Below are 19628 nucleotides of genomic sequence, written 5' to 3' on the forward strand. Positions count from 1 at the left end.
GCGTGTGTGCCCGGAAGCCGGACCTTTCCCGGCCGACCCCGAACCCGGGGCACGCGTGGCAAGGCAGCTGACGGAGGGCCGGAGATTCCCGTGACGGACAACCAGACCGTGCAGGCTTACACCGAGGCGTGGACGCAGGCCATCGAGGCGATATCCGAGCTGGTGACGCCACTGCCGGAGAACTCCTGGAACCGGGCCACCGAATGCCCCGGCTGGTCCGTCCGGGACGTCGTCTCGCACGTCATCGCCGTCGAGTCCGAACTGCTCGGTGACCCCCGCCCGATCCACTCGCTCCCCCGCGACCTCCGCCACGTCGCCAGCGACTACGCCCGCTACATCGAGCTGCCGGTCGACAAGCGCCGCTGCCACACCGCGCTGGAGATGACCAGCGAGCTGGAGTACACGATCATCCGCCGCTCCCGCGCGCTGCGGAACGCCAAGCAGACCCCCACCGAACCGGTCCGCCGGCCGGGCGGCCCGCACGGCCGCGACGTGCCGTACCACGAGCTGCTGCGCCTGCGGGCCTTCGACGTCTGGGTGCACCAGCAGGACCTCCGCCGCGCCCTCGGGCTGCCCGGCGACCTCGACTCCCCGGCCGCGCTGATCGCCCGTGACGTCCTGCTGGAGGCGCTGCCGAAGGCGGTCGCCCACCAGGCCGGCGCCCCGGCCGGCACCGCCCTGGTCGTCGACGTCACCGGACGCGTCGAGTTCCTGCGCACCGTCCGGGTCGACTCCGCCGGCCGCGGCACCGTCGACGAGTCCATCAGCCTCGCGCCCGACGTGCAGCTCACCCTCGACTGGGAGACCTACGTCCGCCTCGCCTGCGGCCGGGGCCGCCCCGGCCCGGTCGCCGTCGAGGGCGACAAGGAGCTCGCCGACCGCGTCCTCACCAACTTCGCCGTCACCCCGTAGCCCTCCGTGCGGCCTCAGGAGGCGCAAACCGTCGACCTCCGCCCGGTAGGCGTCAGAAGTTCTGAGGGCTCCGAGGTTTCCGCAGGTCGGAAGCCCTACGGCGTCGCCGGTGCCAGCTTCCGGCGGAGCCGGAGGATCATCAGCGTGCCCACCGCGAGGGGGACGTACTGCCAGCAGAACGCCCAGCGGAAGGCGGTCGCGGAGTAGGTGTCGGCGCCGGCGGGGCTGAGGGTGTCGAGCAGGACGCCGATGCCGAGGAGCGTGATCATCGTGCCGATGAAGCCGCCCATGTTGACGATGCCGGAGGCCGTCCCGAGGCGTTCGACGGGGTTGCGGGCGCGGGCGTAGTCGAGGCCGACCAGGGAGGCCGGGCCGTTGCTGCCCATCACCAGGATGACCGCGACCAGCAGCCAGAGCGGGGGGTGGCCGCCGGGCCAGGCCAGGACGGCGGCCCAGAGCGCGGCGGTGGCGCCGATGGCGGTGAACACGATCGGCATCCGGGCGCGGGCGGTGCGGGAGAGCAGCCGGCCGAAGAGGAAGCCGAAGCTCATGTTGGCGAGCACCAGCAGGGTGAGCAGCCCGCCGGCCTCGGTGCGGGACATGCCCTGCGCCTCGACCAGGTAGGGCAGGCCCCAGAGCAGGCCGAAGGCGTTGCCGGGGAACTGGGTGGTGAAGTGCACCCAGAGCCCGAGCCGGGTGCCCGGCTCCCGCCAGGCCTCCCGCACCTGCCCCCCGACACCGGGCCGGGGCCCGGACAGCCCGCCGGGCCCGGCGGGCCCGGCGGGCCCGACAGGTACGGTGCCCGGCGCCTCCCGGAGGAACAGCGCGACCAGGGCGAACACCCCGATGCCGAGCAGGGCGATGGCGGTGAAGGTGGGCGTCCAGCCCTCGCTGTGCAGGGCCTGGGCGAGGACCACGGTGGTGACGAGGTTGCCGCCCATCCCGGCGAGGCCGGTCAGCTGCGCGACGAACGGGTTCCTGGCCGCCGGGAACCAGCGGGCGGCGATCCGCAGCACGCTGATGAAGGTCATGGCGTCGCCGCAGCCCAGCACCGCCCGGGAGGCGAGCGCGGGGGCGAACGCGTCGGAGAAGGCGAAGGCGAGCTGCCCGGTGCTGAGCAGCAGGATGCCGAGCAGCAGGACCCGGCGCGGTCCGAACCGGTCGACCAGCAGCCCGACGGGTATCTGCATGGCCGCGTAGACCAGGACCTGGAGGATCGAGAACGTGGAGAGCGCGGAGGCGCCGATGCCGAAGCGGTCGGCGGCGTCGAGTCCGGCCACGCCGAGGCTGGTGCGGTGGATGACGGCGAGGACGTAGACGCTGACGCCGATGGACCAGGCCAGCCAGGCGGCCCGCCCGCCCGGCGGGTGGGCCACGACCGGGGGCGCGGACACCGCGGCGGTGGCACCGGGAGCGACGGCCGGCAGGGGGCTGGCTGGACGGGCTGGCTCCACGGTCATAGTGCGCCCAGCGTAGTCATCCCATCATTGGACGCCCAGACCGGGGTGACCGAGGACGGACACCGGCCGTCCCGATCCGGCCACTCCCGGTCCTGCCCGCCCTGCCCCTGCCCCCTGCCCCCTTTCCGCCCGCCCCGTGCTCCCCTACCCCACCACCGTCCAGGAGACCGACCGCGTCATGTACCGGTCCCGGAAGGCCTCGTCGCGGACCCAGTCGGTGGTGTCCCGGACCGTGGCGGTGACGGTGGCGCTGTGCCCGGGCGCGAGCCCCAGCAGCGCGGTGTCGAGCCAGCTGCGGTCCGCCGCCTGCGGCTCCACCGGGACGCCGTCCACCGTCCAGTCGACCCGCAGCTGCCGGGCGCCGGCCAGCGGCAGCGGCCGGGCCTCCAGCCGGGGCCGGCCGGTGACCTCACCGGGGGGCGGGACCGGGGTGTCGGTCGGCCGGACCCGCCGGTAGATCTCCTCGATGATCGCCTCCCGCGACGGCAGGTTGTACGCGCCGCCGAGGGTTCGCATCACCGAGTCAGGGGTGGGCCGGTAGACGCCGTTGGCGCTGCGGTACGCCCCGATCGTCCCGGCGCCGTCCGGGGACTCCGCGCCGAGCCAGCGCCACCACTTGACCTGCTTGCGGCGCATCTCGTCGGCGTTCTCGACGGCGAGGTTGGGGTAGTCGGCGTCGTCCGGCGCGCTGTCGTACTCGTCGCCGAGGTCGCCGACGGTGTGCCCTATCTCGTGCTGGATGATCCGGCCCGCGTCCGGGCTGCCGCCGGCCAGGGTGGTCACCCCGGTCCCGCCGGCACCGCCGTACTCCCCGGAGTTGGCGAGGGCGATCAGGTACTGCGGGCCGTCGCCCCGGCCGGCGAAACGGGCCGTCTCGTCCTCGTCGGCGCAGAGCAGCCGGGCGGTGCCCTCGCACCAGAAGTGCATGCCGAGCGGGGTGGCCGCCTGGCGTCCGCGACTCTCGGTCTCGGCGATGCCCGAGACCGGGGAGACCACCTCGACACGCCTTATGTTGAAGAACCCCTGGTAGCTGCGGAACGGCTCGATCTCCATCAGGGCGTGCCAGGCCCGGTCGGCCTGCTCGCGGAACAGCTCCTGCTCGGCCTCGGTGTACCCGTCGCCGAGCAGGACGAGGGTGATCCGGTTGGCCGGGTCGCCGGTCCGCCGTATGTCGACGGTCGGCGCGGTGCCGGCGACGCGCACGTCGGCCCGGAGCGCGGCGTGCGGCGGCACCGCCCGGTCGGCGGGGGCGCCGGGACCGATCACCCCGAACGGTGACGGGCCGGCCAGTTCGAGCGCGGCCGGGAGTACGGCGGTGGACACCAGCACGAGCGCGGCCAGACTCCGGACGAGCCGGCCAGGGTTGCCAGGCGGCATACGGGTGCGTCCTCGACGTTCCGGTCACCCGGTGTCGCCCGGGTGGTGGACGCGAAGACGTACCCGGCCCGGTGTGTCGGCCTCACCGGTCGACGAAAATGTCACCGACCTGGCCGAACGACAGGCACCTCACCAGTCATACCTATGAGTCCTGTCAGGTGGATGATCACCCCGGGCCGTGACCTCAGCGGCCCCGGTCCCGCCGGGCCTCCAGCACCAGATGGGTGACGAGGCCGAACAGCAGGCCCCAGAAGGCCGCGCCGATGCCGAACAGGCTCATCCCGGAGGCGGTCGCCAGGAAGGTCACCACCGCCGCGTCCCGGCCGCGCTCCTCGGCGACCGCCGCGGCCAGGCTGCCCTGCAGCGAGGCCAGCAGCGCCACCCCGGCGATCACCGCGATCAGTTCCTTCGGCAGTCCGGTGAACAGGCTCACCAGGACCCCTCCGAAACTGCCCACCACCAGGTAGAGCAGGCCCGCCGACATCCCGGCCACATAACGACGGCGCGGGTCGGGGTGGCTCTCCGGGCCGGCGCAGATGGCGGCGGTGATCGCGGCCAGGTTGACGCCGGGCGAGCCGAGCGACGCCAGCAGGACGGAGACCCCGCCCGTGGATCCGATCAGCAGCCGGTCGTCCGGCCGGTAGCCGAAGGCCCGCATCACGCCGAGGCCGGGCGCGTTCTGCGAGGCCAGCGCGACGATGGTGAGGGGCAGCGCCAGACCCACCATGGCCGGCCCGGTGAACGCGGGCACGGTGAACACCGGCCGGGTCGGCCCGCCGGATCCGAGGTCCAGCGGCAGACCGACGGTGACGGCCGCCAGCACCCCGCCGACCAGCAGCGCGGCCGGCACGGCGTACCGGGGGGCCGTCCGCCTGGCGAGCAGGAAGGCCGCGAAGCTGCCGAGCACCAGGACGGGCGCCCCCTTCACCGCGCCGAAGATCCCGGCGCCGAAGGAGAAGAGGATGCCCGCCAGCATCGCGTTGACGATCCCGGCCGGGACGGCGGCGATCAGCCGGCCGAACAGCCCGGTGACCCCGAACAGCGCCACCACCACCCCGCTCACCAGGAAGGCGCCGATCGCCTCCCGGTAGGGGTAGTCGCCGAGGCTGGTCACCAGCAGGGCGGCGCCGGGGGTGGACCAGGCGGTGATCACCGGCGTCCTGGTCCACCAGCTGAGCAGCAGGCAGGTCAGCCCGCTGCCGACCGCGACCGCCCAGATCCAGGAGGCGGTCTGCGCCTGGTCCAGCCGCCCGGCGGCGGCCGCCGCGAGCACCACGACCAGCGGACCGGAGAACGACACCACGATGCACACCAGTCCGGCCAGCAGCGCCGGGACGGAGGCGTCCCGCCGCAGCGAGCGGCGTTCCTCGGGGTGGTCGGTAGGACCCTCGGCCGCACGGGTTATCAGCTCCTCTGCCATCCCGGCAGTATCGCGGAGCAGCCCCCACCGCGGGCGGTTCGAGGATTCCCGGAAAAACTTCCGAACCCACCTGCAACCCCCGGCGGGGACGGACGTCTATACGGATGAAGGCACGGAGAGCGAGACCGGCGAGGGCCGGGGGGCGCTACCGCTCGCGAGCAGCGGACGCCGGTCACCTTCACCTCACACACCCGCACCACCATGACCCTGGGGAGACACGTCATGAGCAAGTCCGTTATGCCCGTATTCGCGAAGAACATCCGCCCGCTCTCCGGCCGCCGCCTCGCCACCGTCGCCGCCACCGCCGTCCTCGTCGGCTCCGTCCAGCTCATGACCGCCGACACCTCCTGGGCCTGCGGGGACGACCGGATCGGCGGCCCGCACCCGGCCACCGGCACCGAGCACCACGCCCCCGGAACCCTGGTCTCCCCGGACGCCGCCCTCACCTCCGCCAAGTCCTCGGTCGTCGCGGACGGCGGCTGGAACGAGGTCTCCCTGAAGGTCACCAACAAGACCGGCACCGAGGCCCACGGGATGGAGCCCCAGTTCGCCGTCTACACGCCGGGTGAGCGCGCGGCGGTGCGTTCGAAGGATGTCCGGATCCAGTTCCTGGACCACACCGGCGCGTGGAAGAACGTCCCGGCGACCGAAGGCTGCTACCGCATCATCGACGCCGGCGACGCCCAGCGCCAGAGGATGTCCGACAACACGTCGGTCACCTTCAGGTTCCGCTTCTCCCTCGCCCCGACCACTCCCGAGGACGTCACCACGATCAACCTGCTGGCCTCGGTCGGCCGCGCCGGCGCGGGCGCCCCGGGTGCGACCGACCTGAAGGCGGTCAAGGTGACGCGGCCCCAGGGCACGGGCGCCGCCCAGCCCACCGCGAAGCCCACCGCGAAGCCCTCCGCCACGGCCAAGCCCGCCACCCCGAAGCCCGCCGCCAAGCCGACCGGCACCGCCAAGCCCGCTCCCGCCGAGCCGGTCGCCGCGCAGACTCCGGCCGCCTCCCCCGGCACCGCGGCCACCGGGGCCCCCGCGGCCACGCCCACCACCGCACCGGCCACCACCGCGCCCGCCGGCACCCCGGAGCTCGCCCAGACCGGCGCCGGCACCCCCAACGGCCTCCTCGCCGCCCTCGCCGGCACCCTCGCCACCGCCGGCGCAGCCGTCCTGGTCGCCGTGCGCCGCCTGCGCGGCGCCCGCCACTGAGCCAGGGCGGTAGCGGCCGACGCACGGGGTAGACGAAGGGCCCTGCCTCCGCACGGCGGTGCGGAGGCAGGGCCCTTTCGGCAGCCGGGGCTCAGCCCCAGGTGATCAGACGCTTCGGGTACTCCAGGATGCCCGCCACGTCGGCCAGCACCCGCGAGCCCAGCTCCCCGTCCACCAGGCGGTGGTCGAAGGAGAGCGCCAGTGTGGTCACCTGTCGCGGGACCACCTTGCCCTTGTGCACCCACGGCAGTTCCCGGACCGCGCCGAAGGCCAGGATCGCGGCCTCGCCCGGGTTGAGGATCGGGGTGCCGGTGTCGACGCCGAAGACGCCGACGTTGGTGATGGTGACCGTGCCGCCCTGCATGTCGTTCGGCGAGGTCTTGCCCTGGCGGGCGGTGTCGATCAGCTCCCCGAGCGACACCGCCAGGCCCCCGAGGGTCTTGCCGCCCGCGTCCTTGATGTTGGGGACGATCAGGCCGCGCGGGGTGGCCGCGGCGATGCCGAGGTTCACCTGACCCTTGATGACGATCTCCTGGGCCGCCTCGTCCCACTGGGCGTTGATCTCCGGGTGGCGCTTGATCGCGGTGAGCAGCGCCTTGGCGACCAGCAGCAGCGGGCTGACCCGGACGTCCCGGCCCAGCTCGCCGCTCTCCTTGAGCCGGCGGACGAACTTCATCGTGCGGGTGACGTCGACCTGGACGAACTCGGTGACGTGCGGGGCGGTGAAGGCCGAGGCCACCATCGCCTGCGCGATCGCCTTGCGGACGCCCTTGATCGGCACCCGGACGTCGCCCGCGACCGGAACGGCCACCTGGGCGGCGACCGTCGGCTCGGCGGCCGGGGCCGGGGCCGCGGCCTCGACCGCGGCGGGCACCGGAGCGGTGGACGCTGCCGCGTGGGCGTGCAGGTCCTCGCGGGTGACGACGCCGTCGGGGCCGGTCGGGGTGACGGCCCGCAGGTCGATCCCGAGGTCCTTGGCGAGCTTGCGCACCGGCGGCTTGGCCAGCGGGCGGTCACCGGTGACGGCGGCGGGCGCCACCGCCGGTGCGGGCACCGCCGCGGGAGCGGGAGCCACGACGGGGGCCGGGGCCACGACCGGGGCCGGAACCGGAGTCACGGCCGGAGCCGGGGCCACCGGGGCCGAGGTGGAGGCGGTCGCCACCACGGTCGTGCGGCGGGCCCGGCGCTGGGCGACACCGGTCCGCGGGCCGTAGCCGACCAGCACCTCGCGCCGCTCGGGCTCGACCTCGGCGGCCGGGGCCGGCGGAGCCGCCGGGGCCGCGACGGCGGGGGCGGGAGCCCCTGCCTCGCCGGCCACCGCGACCGAGATGATCACGGCGCCGACGTCGACCGTCGCGCCCTCCGGGAAGAACAGCTGCTCGACGACCCCGTTGAACGGGATCGGCAGCTCCACGGCGGCCTTGGCGGTCTCCACCTCGCAGACGATCTGGCCGTCCGTCACGGTGTCACCGGGCTTGACGTGCCAGCTGAGGATCTCGGCCTCGGTGAGGCCCTCGCCCACGTCGGGCATCTTGAACTCGCGGAGCGAGCGAACTTCGGTGGTCATCTTCGCTCCCCGCTCAGTAGGCGAACGCGCGGTCGACGGCGTCGAGCACGCGGTCCAGGTCGGGCAGGAACGCCTCCTCGACCCGGGACGGCGGATAGGGCGCGTGGTAGCCGCCGACCCGCAGGATCGGCGCCTCCAGGTGGTAGAAGCAGCGCTCGGTGAGGCGGGCGGCCAGCTCGGCGCCCATGCCCAGGAAGACCGGCGCCTCGTGCACCACGATGCCGCGGCCGGTGCGCTTGACCGACTCCTCCAGGGCGGCGAAGTCCACCGGGGAGAGCGAACGCAGGTCGACCACCTCCAGCCGGCGGCCGTCCTCCTCGGCGGCCGCGGCGGCCTCCAGGCAGACCTTGACCATCGGGCCGTAGGCGATCAGCGTGGCGTCGGTGCCGGGGCGGACGATCCGGGCGTCGTGCAGCCCCAGGTCGGCGGCGTCGCCGATCTCGCCCTTGTCCCAGTAGCGGCGCTTGGGCTCCAGGAAGATCACCGGGTCGTCCGACTCGATGGCCTGGCGCAGCATCCAGTGCGCGTCGTGCGCGTTGGAGGGGGCGACCACGCGCAGACCGGCGGTGTGCGCGAAGTAGGCCTCGTGCGACTCGCTGTGGTGCTCGACCGCGCCGATGCCGCCCGCGAACGGGATGCGGACGGTGACCGGCATCTTCACGTGACCGAGCGCGCGGGCGTGCATCTTCGCCAGCTGGGAGACGATCTGGTCGAAGGCCGGGTAGACGAAGCCGTCGAACTGGATCTCCACCACCGGGCGGTAGCCGCGCAGGGCCAGGCCGATCGCGGTGCCGACGATGCCGGACTCGGCGAGCGGCGTGTCGATCACCCGGTCCTCGCCGAAGTCCTTCTGCAGGCCGTCGGTGATCCGGAAGACGCCACCGAGCTTGCCGATGTCCTCGCCCATCAGGACGGTCTTCGGGTCGTTCTCCAGCGACTTCCGCAGCGCGTCGTTGAGCGCCTTGGCGATGCTGAGCTGACCGGCCATCAGAGGTTCTCCCCCGCCTCGAAGGAGGCCGCGTACTCGACGTACCCGGCCCGTTCCTCATCGACCAGCGTGTGCGGCTCGGCGTAGACGTGGTCGAAGATCAGGGTCGGGTCCGGGTCCGGCATGCCGCGCACGCCCTCGCGCACCCGCAGCCCCAGCTGCTCGCTCTCGGCGTCGATCGAGGCGAAGAACTCCTCGTCGGCCAGGCCCTCCTTCTCCAGGAGGACCTTGAGCCGGCTGATCGGGTCCTTGGCCTTCCAGGCCTCGGTCTCCTCGGCGAGCCGGTAGCGGGTGGGGTCGTCGGAGGTGGTGTGCGCACCCATCCGGTAGGTGAAGGCCTCGATCAGGACGGGGCCGTTGCCGCTGCGCGCGTGCTCCAGCGCCCAGCGGGTGACGGCCAGGCACGCCAGCACGTCGTTGCCGTCGACCCGGACGCCCGGGAAGCCGAAGCCGGAGGCGCGGCGGTACAGCGGGATCTTGGTCTGGGTGGTGGTGGGCTCGGAGATCGCCCACTGGTTGTTCTGGCAGAAGAACACCACGGGCGCGTTGTAGACCGAGGCGAAGGTGAAGGCCTCGTTGACGTCGCCCTGGCTGGAGGCACCGTCGCCGAAGTACGCGATGACCGCGTCGTCGGAGCCGTCCTTGGTGATGCCCATCGCGTAGCCGGTGGCGTGCAGGGTCTGCGCGCCGATCACGATGGTGTAGAGGTGGAAGTTCTTCTCGTTCGGGTCCCAGCCGCCGTGGTTCACGCCGCGGAACATGCCGAGCAGGTTCAGCGGGTCCACGTCACGGCACCAGGCGACACCGTGCTCGCGGTAGGTCGGGAAGGCGTAGTCGCCGGGGCGCAGCGCGCGCCCGGAGCCGACCTGGGCGGCCTCCTGGCCGAGCAGCGAGGCCCAGAGGCCCAGCTCCCCCTGTCGCTGCAGGGAGGTCGCCTCGGCGTCGAACCGGCGCACCAGCACCAGGTCACGGTAGAGGGCGCGAAGCTCGTCGGGCTCCACCGTGAGCGGGTAGTCCGGGTGCTCGACCCGCTCGCCTTCCGGGGTGAGCAGTTGCACGAGCTCCGGCTGGGCGTCCGTACCCGTGGCGCGGAGGGTGTCAGGGACGCCGGGGGCCGCCTTCTTGCGGGCCCTCGCCGTGCTTTTGACGGTCACGTTCACTCCTCGGTCTGTCCGGCCGCCCGGGGTCGCCGGTGACCGGTCCGGTCACCGCCTCGCGGGGCGCGCGTGGGTGTGCGCACCTACTGCGGGGCAGGTGGTGATCCTCTTCCGACGTCGCCCTCACGAGAACGTTACCCAGCGTCCGCCCCGGGCGCGTCTGCGCTAGGACGTCCTAGTTGTTGGATGCCGACAACTACGGGTGTGGCGCAGCTCTCAATTCGGTCGCCATCAGGACACCTGCGCACGTTATCCGGGCGGGGGCTCCCGCGTAAGGGGGTTACCGGCATCGCTTTCTCCCGCTCTGGCCGGATCGCGCCCCCGCCCTGGTGCGGGCGATAGGTCTTTCGTAGGGTGATATGGGAGGCTTTGCGCGTGACTGATATTGGACAAATCAGGGTATTCCTGCTCGACGACCACGAAGTGGTCCGGCGGGGCGTCCACGAACTCCTCTCGGTCGAGGACGACATCGAGGTGGTCGGCGAGGCCGGCACCGCCGCCGAGGCGCTCACCAGGATCCCGGCCGTCCACCCCGACGTCGCGGTGCTCGACGTCCGCCTGCCGGACGGCAACGGCGTCGAGGTCTGCCGGGAGATCCGCTCCCGGCTGCCGGAGATCAAGTGCCTGATGCTGACCTCCTTCTCCGACGACGAGGCGCTGTTCGACTCGATCATGGCGGGTGCCTCCGGTTACGTGCTGAAGGCGATCCGCGGCACCGACCTGATCACCGCCGTGCGGGACGTCGCCGCCGGGAAGTCGCTGCTCGACCCGGTGGCCACCAGCCGGGTGCTCGCCCGGCTGCGCGACGGCGGCGAGAAGGAGGACGAACGACTGTCCCAGCTCACCAAGCAGGAGCGCCGCATCCTCGACCTGATCGGCGAAGGGATGACCAATCGTCAGATCGGGAACGAGTTGCACCTCGCCGAAAAGACGGTCAAGAACTACGTCTCCAGTCTGCTCGCCAAGATGGGGATGGAGCGACGGACCCAGGCGGCCGCCTTCGTGGCACGGCACCAGGCGGACCACCAGCACTGACTCGCGAGCTGCACACATCTGACGCCCTGTCAAGGGCCCCCGCCGGGGGGCCCTAACCTCTGGCTGTGACTTTCAGCCAGACCCTTGCCTGTGCACCAGCCCGTCCCGACCTCACGGCCCCCCCGATAGGAACGCTCAGCCCGCCCGTCCCGCACGCCGCCCTCGCCGAGATCCTCCGCCGCTACCGGGTGGGCCGCCTGCTCACCGCCGAACCCGTCGCCGAAGGCCTGCTGAACCGGGGCTACCGCGTCACCACCGAAGCCGGCACCTACTTCCTGAAGTGCTACGTCGACGCCGCGACCGCCGGGCGCGAGGCCGTCGCCGGCCACCACCGCGCGATGGCCGCGCTCTCCGCCCTGGGGCTGCCCGTCGCCCCTCCGCTCGCCCTCGCCGAACGGACCGGCACCGTCGCCGCCTTCGGCGGCCGGCTGTTCGCCCTCTTCCCCTGGGTGGACGGCCGGCACCGGCACGGTACGGACCTCTCCCTGCCGCAGTGCGACGACCTCGGCACGCTGCTCGGCCGACTGCACGGCGCCCTCGACGACGTCTGCGCCCCCGTCGCCCAGCCCTCCGGCTACCGGAGCGCCGACGCGCGCGACAGCTCCGTACTCGCCCGTGAACTGCGCTCGCACGCCCGCGAGCACCGCCCGTTCGACGACCTGGACGCCCTGGTCGAACGGCGTCTCTCCGAACGGCTGGAGCTGCTCGCCGACCACGCGCACCGGCGTCCCGCCCCGCAGACCGCCCCGCCCACCGGCTGGACCCACGGCGACTTCCACGGGCTCAACCTGCTGCACGACGGCAGCCGGATCTCGGCGGTCCTGGACTGGGACAAGCTCGGGCCCCAGCCGCGCGCCGAGGAGGCCGTGCGCGCGGCCACCCTGGTCTTCAACGACCGGGCCACGGGGGTGCTGGACCTCGTCCGCGTCCGGCACTACTCGCAGTCGTACCGGGCCACCGGGGCCGCCACCGCCGAACACCTGGCCGCCGCCGTGCACCGGGTCTGGTGGGAGCGGCTGAACGACTTCTGGATGCTCCAGTGGCGCTACCAGCGGGCCGACCACCGGGCCGACCCGCTCTACCCCGCCTCGGCGGGCCAGTTGGCGTGGTGGTGCCAGGAGTACGAGCAGGTCCTGGACGCCTTCGCCAACTGACCCCTCGGGTCAGCCCGCGGTCGCCGGCGGGGAGACCGGCGGCTTCGGCGAGGTGTTGCCCCCGGGCGGTGCCGTCGTCGCCGGCGGCGGCTGGGTCGCCGTCGACGTCGCCGGCGGCGCGGTCGTCGCGCCGCCGCCCGCGGTGGTCGGGGCGGTGGTGGGCGGCGCGGTCGGCGTCCCGGTCGCCGGCGGAGCCGTCGTCGCGGGCTTGCTGCCGGTCGTGCTCGGGGTCGACGACATGGTGTGCTTGCCGCCCGAGGTGGCAGGCGGCTGGCTCTGGTTGCCGCCGTTGCCGCCGTTCCCGTTGCCGGTGTCGGTCGGCTGCTGCGGGCGCCGGGTGTTCTGGGTGGTCGGGGCCGTGGTCACGGCGCCGCCCGTGGTGGGCGTGGTGGCCTCCGGCGCCGTCGACACCACACCGGGCGGCGGGGTCGTCGGCTGGATCTTCCCGCCGGAGCCTTCGTCGTTGCCACTGAGCGCCAGGGCGATCCCGGCGCCGGACGCGACGATCACCGCCACGATGCCGGCCACCCAGCGCCACGGCCCGCGGCCCCCCCGGTCGCGTCCGTGGCCGCCGCCGCCGGAGCCGTCGCCGCCGTCACCGCCGCCGTACGGTCCGCCGGCCGCCGGGTAGGGCGAGGACGGGGTGTGCGGGCCGCCCGGCACCTGGTACGGCAGCATCGCCGTCGGGTCCCCCGGGACGCCGGCCCCGAGCACCGCGGTCTCGTCCGCGCCGGGCACCGGCATGCCGCCGTAGCCCTGACCGGCCGCGGCCAGGCCGGAGGCCGCGGAACCGGCCGCCCAGGCACCCGTGCCGCCCTGCAGTTCGCGCAACGCGTGTTCGAGGTGCGCGCGGAACTCGTCGGCGTCCTGGAAGCGGTCGTCCGGGTTCTTCGCGAGCGAGCGCAGCACCAGCGGGTCGAGCGCCGCCGGTACCCGCGGGTTGGCCTGCGAGGGCGGCACCGGCATGTCCTGGACGTGCTGGTAGACCACCGAGAGCGGCGTGTCGCCGGTGAACGGCGGGCGCAGGGTCAGCAGCTCGTAGAGCATGCAGCCGGCCGCGTACAGGTCGGAGCGGTGGTCGACCGGCTTGCCGAGCGCCTGCTCGGGCGAGAGGTACTGCGGGGTGCCCATGACCATGCCGGTCTGGGTCATGGTGGAGGCGGTCCCGGTCAGCGCGCGGGCGATGCCGAAGTCCATCACCTTGACCGCGCCGGTGGTCGTGATGATGACGTTGGCCGGCTTGATGTCCCGGTGCACGATGCCGTGCCGGTGGCTGTAGGCGAGCGCCTCCAGCACCCCGGCGATGATCAGCAGCGCCTGGTCGACCGGCGGCTCCGACTCGTCCACCAGCAGCTCGCGGACGGTCCGGCCCTCGACCAGCTCCATCACGATGTACGGCGTCGACTCCTCGCCGACGTACTCCTCGCCGGTGTCGTACACCGCGACGATCGCGTGGTGGTTGAGCGCCGCGACGGCGTGCGCCTCCCGGGTGAAGCGGAGCCGGGCGATCTCGTCCTGGGCCAGCTCGCCGCGGAGCAGCTTGACCGCGACGGTCCGGCCGAGCCGGACGTCCTGGGCGGCGAGCACCTCGGCCATGCCGCCCCGGCCGAGCCGGTGGGTCAGCCGGTAGCGGCCGTCGCCGACCGTGCCCAGCGGGGCGGCGGTGCCACGGCCCGGCGTCTGCGGGCCGCCGAACGGCGGGAGCGCGGTGGTGGCGGCGTCGCTACCGGTTCCGGGCGTCCTCGGGGCACCACCGGCCGAACCGGTCGCCCAGGCGCCCTCGTCGTCGTCCGGCTGCTGCGTCTGTGCCATCGCTCCTCGCCCCGGGCCTTCGCTCGGATCGCGGTGCCCTGTCGCCTCGTTTGCCCGAACGCTACCGCCTCCGGCCCGCCCCCGTGGCACGCCCGATCCGGACGGAATGCGTCAGAGCAGGCCATTCCGGTCGGCCGGACCGTCCAGGTGGAGCACGGTGGCCGTCCGCTCCGAGACCCGCGAGGTCGACCCGCCGGCGGTCTCGTTCTTGGCTCGGTTGACCACGATCGCAATGATGATGACGGCCAGCACGATCACGCCGACGATGATGCCGACGATCACCAGGGCCGTGGAGCAGCCACCGCTGTTCGACGCGGGGGCCGGCTGGAACGGCGCCGGCATCGGCTGCGGCGGCGGGGTGTGCGCCTGCGGGAAGTGCGGCGGCGGCGTCTGGAACGCCGGCGGCGGGGTCTGGTAGGCCTGCGGCTGCGGCGGCGGGGTGTGCGCCTGCTGCGGGAAGTGCGGCGGCGGCGTCTGGAACGCCGGCGGCGGGGTCTGGTAGGCCGGCGGCCGGTGGAACGGCTGCGGCGTCTGCGGGGCCTGCGGGGCCTGCGGGACGGACGGGACCGGCGGGGCGGCGTGCACCGAACGCGGGCCGTCGGTGATCACCAGCGGGGAGCTGGCCGCCAGGGGGCTGCCGCCGCCCTTGGCCACCGCGATCAGCCGCTCGGCCTCGTCCCGCATCGCCGCCGCGCTCGCGAACCGGTGCGCCGGGTCCTTCCGCAGCGCCGTGGCGACGAACTCGTCGACCGCCGGGTCGAGCGCCCGGTTGAGCGTGGACGGCGCCGGCGGCTCCTCCTGGACGTGCTTGTAGGCGATCGAGAAGGCCGAGTCGCCGTCGAAGACCAGCTGGCCGGTGATCATCTCGAAGAGCATCACGCCGACCGAGTACAGGTCGGAGCGCGCGTCCACCGGCTTGCCCAGCGCCTGCTCGGGCGAGAGGTACTGCGGCGTGCCGACCACCATGCCGGTCTGGGTCATCGAGGTGACCCCGCTCTCCAGCGCGCGGGCGATGCCGAAGTCCATGACCTTGACGACGCCCTTGCGGTCGAACATGACGTTGCCGGGCTTGATGTCACGGTGCACCAGGCCCTGGTCGTGCGAGGCCTCCAGCGCGTTCAGCACGCCGACGGTGACCCGCAGCGCCTCCTCGACGGGCATCGCGCCGTGCTGGGCGACCGCCTCGTTGATCGCGTCCCGCAGGCCCTTGCCGTCGACCAGCTGCATCACGATGTACGGCGTGGTGGAGCCGTCGGGGGCCACGTCCTCGCCGGTGTCGTAGACCCGGACGATGTTCTCGTGCTCCAGACGGGCCACGGCCTGCGCCTCACGGCGGAACCGCTCCTTGAACGACGCGTCCCGGCCGAGCTCGGCGTGCATGCTCTTCAGCGCCACCGGCCGCTTCAGGACGTTGTCGTACGCGAGGTGCACGGAGGCCATGCCGCCCTCGCCCAGCACCCGCTGCAGCACGTACCGGCCGTTGCCCAGGGAGTAGCCCTCGACCTCCGCGTTGCCGTGCTCGCTCATGGTCCTCTGCTCCCCCTCGTCGCGGCAGTGCCGCCGCGACCGTGACGTTCGGTCTCGTCCGTGCGTGTCCGGGCCCGGCCCGACGGCCTGCCCGACCCCTGTCGCGGCGCTCGCCCGGCCTGCGACAGGGGCCCAGGGTATCGGCTCGCGGCGCCGGTGATCGGCTCAGGGCCGACACTGTGTCCGGTCCGCGACCCGGTACCGGTCGGTAGTGCGTTCGACACCGGGTCGTCGTGGTACGCCCGATGCCGTGACGGCCGCCGCGGTGCGGCGGCGCGCCGTCCCGCGGTGTCCCGCCGGGCCTACAGGTACGGGCCGGAACGGATGCCGCGGCCCTCGCCCGGGTCGTCGCCCTCCGGCTCGCCGCCGTGCAGACCGGGCGGCAGCGCCCGCCGCATCTGCTCCAGCTGCGCCCGCGCCGCCATCTGCTGCGCGAACAGGGCGGTCTGGATGCCGTGGAACAGGCCCTCCAGCCACCCCACCAGCTGCGCCTGCGCGATCCGCAGCTCGGCCTCGGTCGGGATCGAGTCCTCGGTGAACGGCAGCGAGAGCCGTTCCAGCTCCGCGACCAGCTCGGGCGCCAGGCCGAGCTCCAGCTCCTTGATCGAACTGGCGTGGATGTCCTTCAGCCGGGCCCGGCTGGCCTCGTCGAGGGGGGCCGCCCGGACCTCCTCCAGCAGCTGCTTGATCATGCTGCCGATCCGCATCACCTTGGCCGGCTGCTCGACCATCTCGGTCACCGGCAGTTCACGCGGGCCGTCACCGTCGTCGTTCCCCGGCGAACCGGGGAACCCGTGGCCCACCGGCAGGCCGTCCGGTCCGACGATCAGCACCTTCTGGCCGTCCTGCGACTGCCCGCCCATGCCCTGGTAGAGCTCCTGCGACGAGCGCTCGTTCATCGGATTCGTCATGAATCACATTCTCCCTCACTGGGGTTGGTCGGGTGGAGGCCCCCGACCGCACCGCCCCGGACCGGCATCGGCCGCCGCACGCGTACCGCCGCCTGCCCGGACACGACGCTACGCCCCCCGGGCGGGCCGCCGGTATCCGTACGGATACTCAGTTCGCCCGGGGCCGGGGCACGCCCGCCACCGCGGGTGCCGACCGACCTCCCCGGCCCGGGCGCCGCTCAGTTCCTGCGCAGCCGGAGGCCGATCAGCCCCAGGCCGCAGCCGATCAGGCCGAGGCCGGCGCCGAGCGGCAGCTGGAGGGTGGAGGCGTCGTGCCAGCGGGCGGGCAGCACGACCGGGGCCGCCACGGCCTGCGCGTCGGGCCGGCCGAGCGCCACCACCGCGCTCCCCGTGGTGTCGGCGGAGTCGGTCGGCCCCCCGGCACCGGCGGGGTCCGCCCCGGGGGCGGCGGTCGCGGAGGGCTGCTCCGGCGGCTGCTCGACGGAGTGCTCCCGGCCGCGCTCCGGCGCGGACCGCACACGTTCGGGCGCCGAGCCCGGGCGGTGCCGGAACCACTTCTGGTCCCGATCGGCCCGGAGCCCGCCGGCGCCGGGCCGGGGGTGAGCGCTCTGGACCCGCGGCGGCGTGACGGCGGTCGGGGTCGCCGCGGTGGCGACGGCGGTCGCCGACACGGCCGGGACGGGAGACGTGACCGGCGGCGTGTCCGGCGTGTCCGGCGTGTCCGGCGCGGCCGAGGGCTCCGGCTCCGGGGCGGGAACGGGCCCCGGCGCGGCCGGCCCCGTGGCGGCGGGTCGCGGGGTGGACGGCTCCGAGGTCGCCGGCCCGGTGGCGGCGGGCCCGGAGACCGGGGCCGGCGAGGAGGCGGGCCCGGTGGCGGCTCCACCGGACGGCCCGGACGGCCCCGCCGGGGCCGGGGAGGGCGAACCGGAACGCACCACCCCGCCCGAGGGCAGCGCCGCGCCCGGCTCCGCCGACACGCCCACCCCGCCCGCCGCGGCAGGTTCGTCCGCCGCAGGGGGTTCGTCCGCCCCTGCGGTCCCGGACAGCGTGCCGGACCCGGTCGAGGGGGGCGGGGCGAGGGAGGCGGGCCGGACGGCGGCGCCGGGTCCGACCGGGGCGGCGACCGCCACCGGGACCGTCAGCGGCACCGCGAGACCGAGCACCGCCACCGCCAGCAGGCGCCGCGAGCACCGCTCGGCGCGCCGGGCGAGGACACGCCCGGCGCGGCGGGAACGGCGGTGCGACAACGCTGCGGGCAGCGGCCCGAGGAACGCGTACGAAGGTGCGGCCACGATCGAGGTCCTTCCGCGACGGCCGACCGCGCAGGGCGGGTCGGCGGCGGGACAGCTCCCGAACAGCCTCACACAATCCGACATTCAGGGCATTTCGAACCACCCTGGGCCGTTCACCCCCCGGTTCCCGCCCGCCCTCGGACCCGGCCCCGTCAGGCCCGCAGCACCACCTTGCCGACCTGCTCGCCAGCCTCCAGTGCCCGGTGCGCGGCGGCCGCGTCGGCCAGCGGCACCACCCGGTCGATCACGGGCTTCACCACGCCCGACTCCACCAGCGGCCAGACGTGCTCGCGCACCGCCGCCACGATCGCCGCCTTCTCGGCGAGCGGCCGGCCGCGCAGGTTGGTGGCGATCACCGCGCCGCGCTTGCGCAGCAGGGTGTTCAGGTTGAGCTCGCCCTGCACGCCGCCCTGCAGCCCGATGATCACCAGCCGCCCGTTGACCGCCAGCGCGTCCACGTTCCGCTGCAGGTACCGGGCGCCCATGATGTCCAGGATCACGTCCGCCCCGGCCCCGTCGGTGGCCTCCCGCAGCACCTCGACGAAGTCCTGCTCCCGGTAGTCGATCAGGACGTCGGCGCCCAGCTCCGCGCACCGGGCGAGCTTCCCGGCGCTGCCCGCCGTCACCGCCACCCGGGCGCCGACCGCCTTGGCCAGCTGGATCGCCATCGTCCCGATGCCGCTGGCGCCGCCGTGCACCAGCACGGTCTCGCCCGGACGCAGGTTGGCGGTGAGGAACACGTTGGACCAGACGGTGCAGGCGACCTCCGGCAGCGCGGCGGCCTCCTCCGGGGTCAGCCCCTTCGGTACCGGCAGCAGCTGCCCGACCGGGACCGCCACCCGCTCCGCGTACCCGCCGCCGACCAGCAGCGCGCAGACCTCGTCGCCGACCGCCCAGCCGGCCACCCCGGGACCCAGGGCGGTGATCCGGCCCGCGCACTCCAGACCGGGGTAGGGCGAGCTGCCGGGCGGCGGGTTGTAGAGGCCCTGCCGCTGGAGCAGGTCGGCGCGGTTGACGGCGGTCGCCGCCACCTCGACCAGGACCTCGCCCTCACCGGGCACCGGATCCGGCACCTCGGCCCAGACCAGCGCCTCGGGCCCACCGGGTTCAGGAATCGTCATCGCATGCATGATCCCGACGCTACTCCGCGGCACCCCGGTCGGGACCGCTCCCGGTGCCCGCCCGACCGGATCCGGTCGGGCCCGGCCGGGACCGGTCGCGTCAGCCCGCCAGATCCGGCAGCACCACGGCGCCCGGCAGCCCGGCCAGCACCCGGCCCGGCAGGATCAGCTTGCCCCGCCGCCGCCCGCTGCCCACCAGCACGTACGGCGCCGCGGCCACCGCCTCGTCGACCAGCAGCGGCCAGTCCGCGGGCAGACCGACCGGGGTGATGCCGCCGTACTCCATGCCGCTCGCGGCGACGGCCGTGTCCATCGGCGCGAACGACGCCTTGCGGGCCTCCAGGTGCCGGCGGACCGCGCGGTTGACGTCCACCCGGGTGGTCGCCAGTGCCAGGCAGGCGGCCAGGGTCGTCCCGCCGCCGCGCTTGGCGGCGACCACCACGCAGTTCGCCGAGGCCTCCGGCGGGACGCCGTAGGTCTCGCAGAAGACGGCGGTGTCGGCCTTCTCCGGGTCGGTGTCCACGTACAGCACGGACCGGGCGGCCTCCCGGTCGTCCCAGTTCTTGAGGGCGTCCGCCACCGGCCCGGCCAGCTGGTCGACCACGTCCAGCGCGGGTCCGAAGGCGTCGAAGGTGCCGAAGGGGAGCTGCGGTTGATCGGTCATGGTGCCCGACCCTACGGGCAAC

Annotated in this window: 16 protein-coding genes; 4 read left to right on the forward strand and 12 right to left on the reverse strand. The window is 74.1% G+C overall.

The features are described 5' to 3' along the window. Positions 1-90: 90 nt before the first annotated feature. Positions 91-912 carry a maleylpyruvate isomerase family mycothiol-dependent enzyme gene (locus ACFWIC_RS27960; RefSeq protein ID WP_329884851.1) on the forward strand — a complete coding sequence of 274 codons (822 nt, stop codon included), beginning with the start codon at positions 91-93 and terminating at the stop codon, positions 910-912. A gap of 95 nt (positions 913-1007) precedes the next feature. Here ACFWIC_RS27960 and ACFWIC_RS27965 read toward each other — a convergent pair whose 3' ends face one another. The 3 genes from ACFWIC_RS27965 to ACFWIC_RS27975 all read right to left on the reverse strand — a co-directional run bounded on the left by ACFWIC_RS27965 (position 1008) and on the right by ACFWIC_RS27975 (position 5169). After that, complete coding sequence (locus ACFWIC_RS27965) at positions 1008-2372, reverse strand: nitrate/nitrite transporter (RefSeq protein ID WP_380355149.1); 1365 nt, start codon at positions 2370-2372, stop codon at positions 1008-1010. A gap of 144 nt (positions 2373-2516) precedes the next feature. After that, positions 2517-3749: a M64 family metallopeptidase gene (locus ACFWIC_RS27970; protein ID WP_329884849.1), complete on the reverse strand. Its 1233-nt coding sequence runs from the start codon at positions 3747-3749 to the stop codon at positions 2517-2519. 184 nt (positions 3750-3933) lie between these two features. Then, a complete protein-coding gene (locus ACFWIC_RS27975; RefSeq protein WP_380520299.1) occupies positions 3934-5169 on the reverse strand; it encodes a benzoate/H(+) symporter BenE family transporter in 1236 nt (411 codons plus the stop codon). A 222-nt stretch (positions 5170-5391) separates the two neighbouring features. Here ACFWIC_RS27975 and ACFWIC_RS27980 point away from each other — a divergent pair, with 222 nt between their 5' ends. Beyond that, positions 5392-6378: a hypothetical protein gene (locus ACFWIC_RS27980; RefSeq protein ID WP_380520300.1), complete on the forward strand. Its 987-nt coding sequence runs from the start codon at positions 5392-5394 to the stop codon at positions 6376-6378. Between the two features lie 91 nt (positions 6379-6469). Here the strand turns inward: ACFWIC_RS27980 and ACFWIC_RS27985 are convergent, their stop codons facing one another. From ACFWIC_RS27985 to pdhA, 3 genes are read right to left on the reverse strand one after another with little or no spacing between them, the layout of a single operon-like run. Then, positions 6470-7945, reverse strand: coding sequence for a dihydrolipoamide acetyltransferase family protein (locus ACFWIC_RS27985; RefSeq protein ID WP_380520301.1), 1476 nt, complete (start codon positions 7943-7945; stop codon positions 6470-6472). A gap of 13 nt (positions 7946-7958) precedes the next feature. Further along, the gene (locus ACFWIC_RS27990) at positions 7959-8933 is read right to left on the reverse strand and encodes an alpha-ketoacid dehydrogenase subunit beta (RefSeq protein ID WP_380355158.1); all 975 of its coding nucleotides are present in this window, start codon (positions 8931-8933) and stop codon (positions 7959-7961) included. Continuing rightward, on the reverse strand, positions 8933-10087 hold the full coding sequence (gene pdhA / locus ACFWIC_RS27995) for a pyruvate dehydrogenase (acetyl-transferring) E1 component subunit alpha (protein WP_380355161.1): 1155 nt from the start codon (positions 10085-10087) through the stop codon (positions 8933-8935). Before pdhA ends, ACFWIC_RS27990 begins: the two co-directional genes overlap by 1 nt. 378 nt (positions 10088-10465) lie before the next feature. Here pdhA and ACFWIC_RS28000 point away from each other — a divergent pair, with 378 nt between their 5' ends. Both ACFWIC_RS28000 and ACFWIC_RS28005 read left to right on the forward strand, forming a co-directional pair. Further along, positions 10466-11125 (forward strand): response regulator transcription factor, encoded by a 660-nt coding sequence (locus ACFWIC_RS28000; RefSeq protein WP_329884844.1) that lies wholly within the window; start codon positions 10466-10468, stop codon positions 11123-11125. 65 nt (positions 11126-11190) lie between these two features. Then, positions 11191-12279: a phosphotransferase gene (locus ACFWIC_RS28005; protein ID WP_329884843.1), complete on the forward strand. Its 1089-nt coding sequence runs from the start codon at positions 11191-11193 to the stop codon at positions 12277-12279. Positions 12280-12288: 9 nt separating this feature from the next. On the opposite strand, the gene ACFWIC_RS28010 is transcribed toward ACFWIC_RS28005, so the two are convergent. The 6 genes from ACFWIC_RS28010 to ACFWIC_RS28035 all read right to left on the reverse strand — a co-directional run bounded on the left by ACFWIC_RS28010 (position 12289) and on the right by ACFWIC_RS28035 (position 19606). Then, positions 12289-14091, reverse strand: coding sequence for a protein kinase (locus ACFWIC_RS28010; protein ID WP_329948367.1), 1803 nt, complete (start codon positions 14089-14091; stop codon positions 12289-12291). Between the two features lie 111 nt (positions 14092-14202). Continuing rightward, positions 14203-15618, reverse strand: coding sequence for a protein kinase (locus ACFWIC_RS28015; RefSeq protein WP_380520302.1), 1416 nt, complete (start codon positions 15616-15618; stop codon positions 14203-14205). 302 nt (positions 15619-15920) lie between these two features. After that, positions 15921-16529 (reverse strand): bacterial proteasome activator family protein, encoded by a 609-nt coding sequence (locus ACFWIC_RS28020; RefSeq protein WP_380355166.1) that lies wholly within the window; start codon positions 16527-16529, stop codon positions 15921-15923. 218 nt (positions 16530-16747) lie between these two features. Beyond that, positions 16748-17821 carry a hypothetical protein gene (locus ACFWIC_RS28025; RefSeq protein WP_380520303.1) on the reverse strand — a complete coding sequence of 358 codons (1074 nt, stop codon included), beginning with the start codon at positions 17819-17821 and terminating at the stop codon, positions 16748-16750. A 152-nt stretch (positions 17822-17973) separates the two neighbouring features. Continuing rightward, complete coding sequence (locus ACFWIC_RS28030; protein WP_329884839.1) at positions 17974-18951, reverse strand: NAD(P)H-quinone oxidoreductase; 978 nt, start codon at positions 18949-18951, stop codon at positions 17974-17976. 91 nt (positions 18952-19042) lie between these two features. Then, positions 19043-19606 carry a YbaK/EbsC family protein gene (locus ACFWIC_RS28035; RefSeq protein WP_380520304.1) on the reverse strand — a complete coding sequence of 188 codons (564 nt, stop codon included), beginning with the start codon at positions 19604-19606 and terminating at the stop codon, positions 19043-19045. Positions 19607-19628 lie beyond the last annotated feature (22 nt).

The sequence above is a fragment of the Kitasatospora sp. NPDC127035 genome, assembly GCF_042726075.1.
GTDB lineage: Bacteria > Actinomycetota > Actinomycetes > Streptomycetales > Streptomycetaceae > Kitasatospora.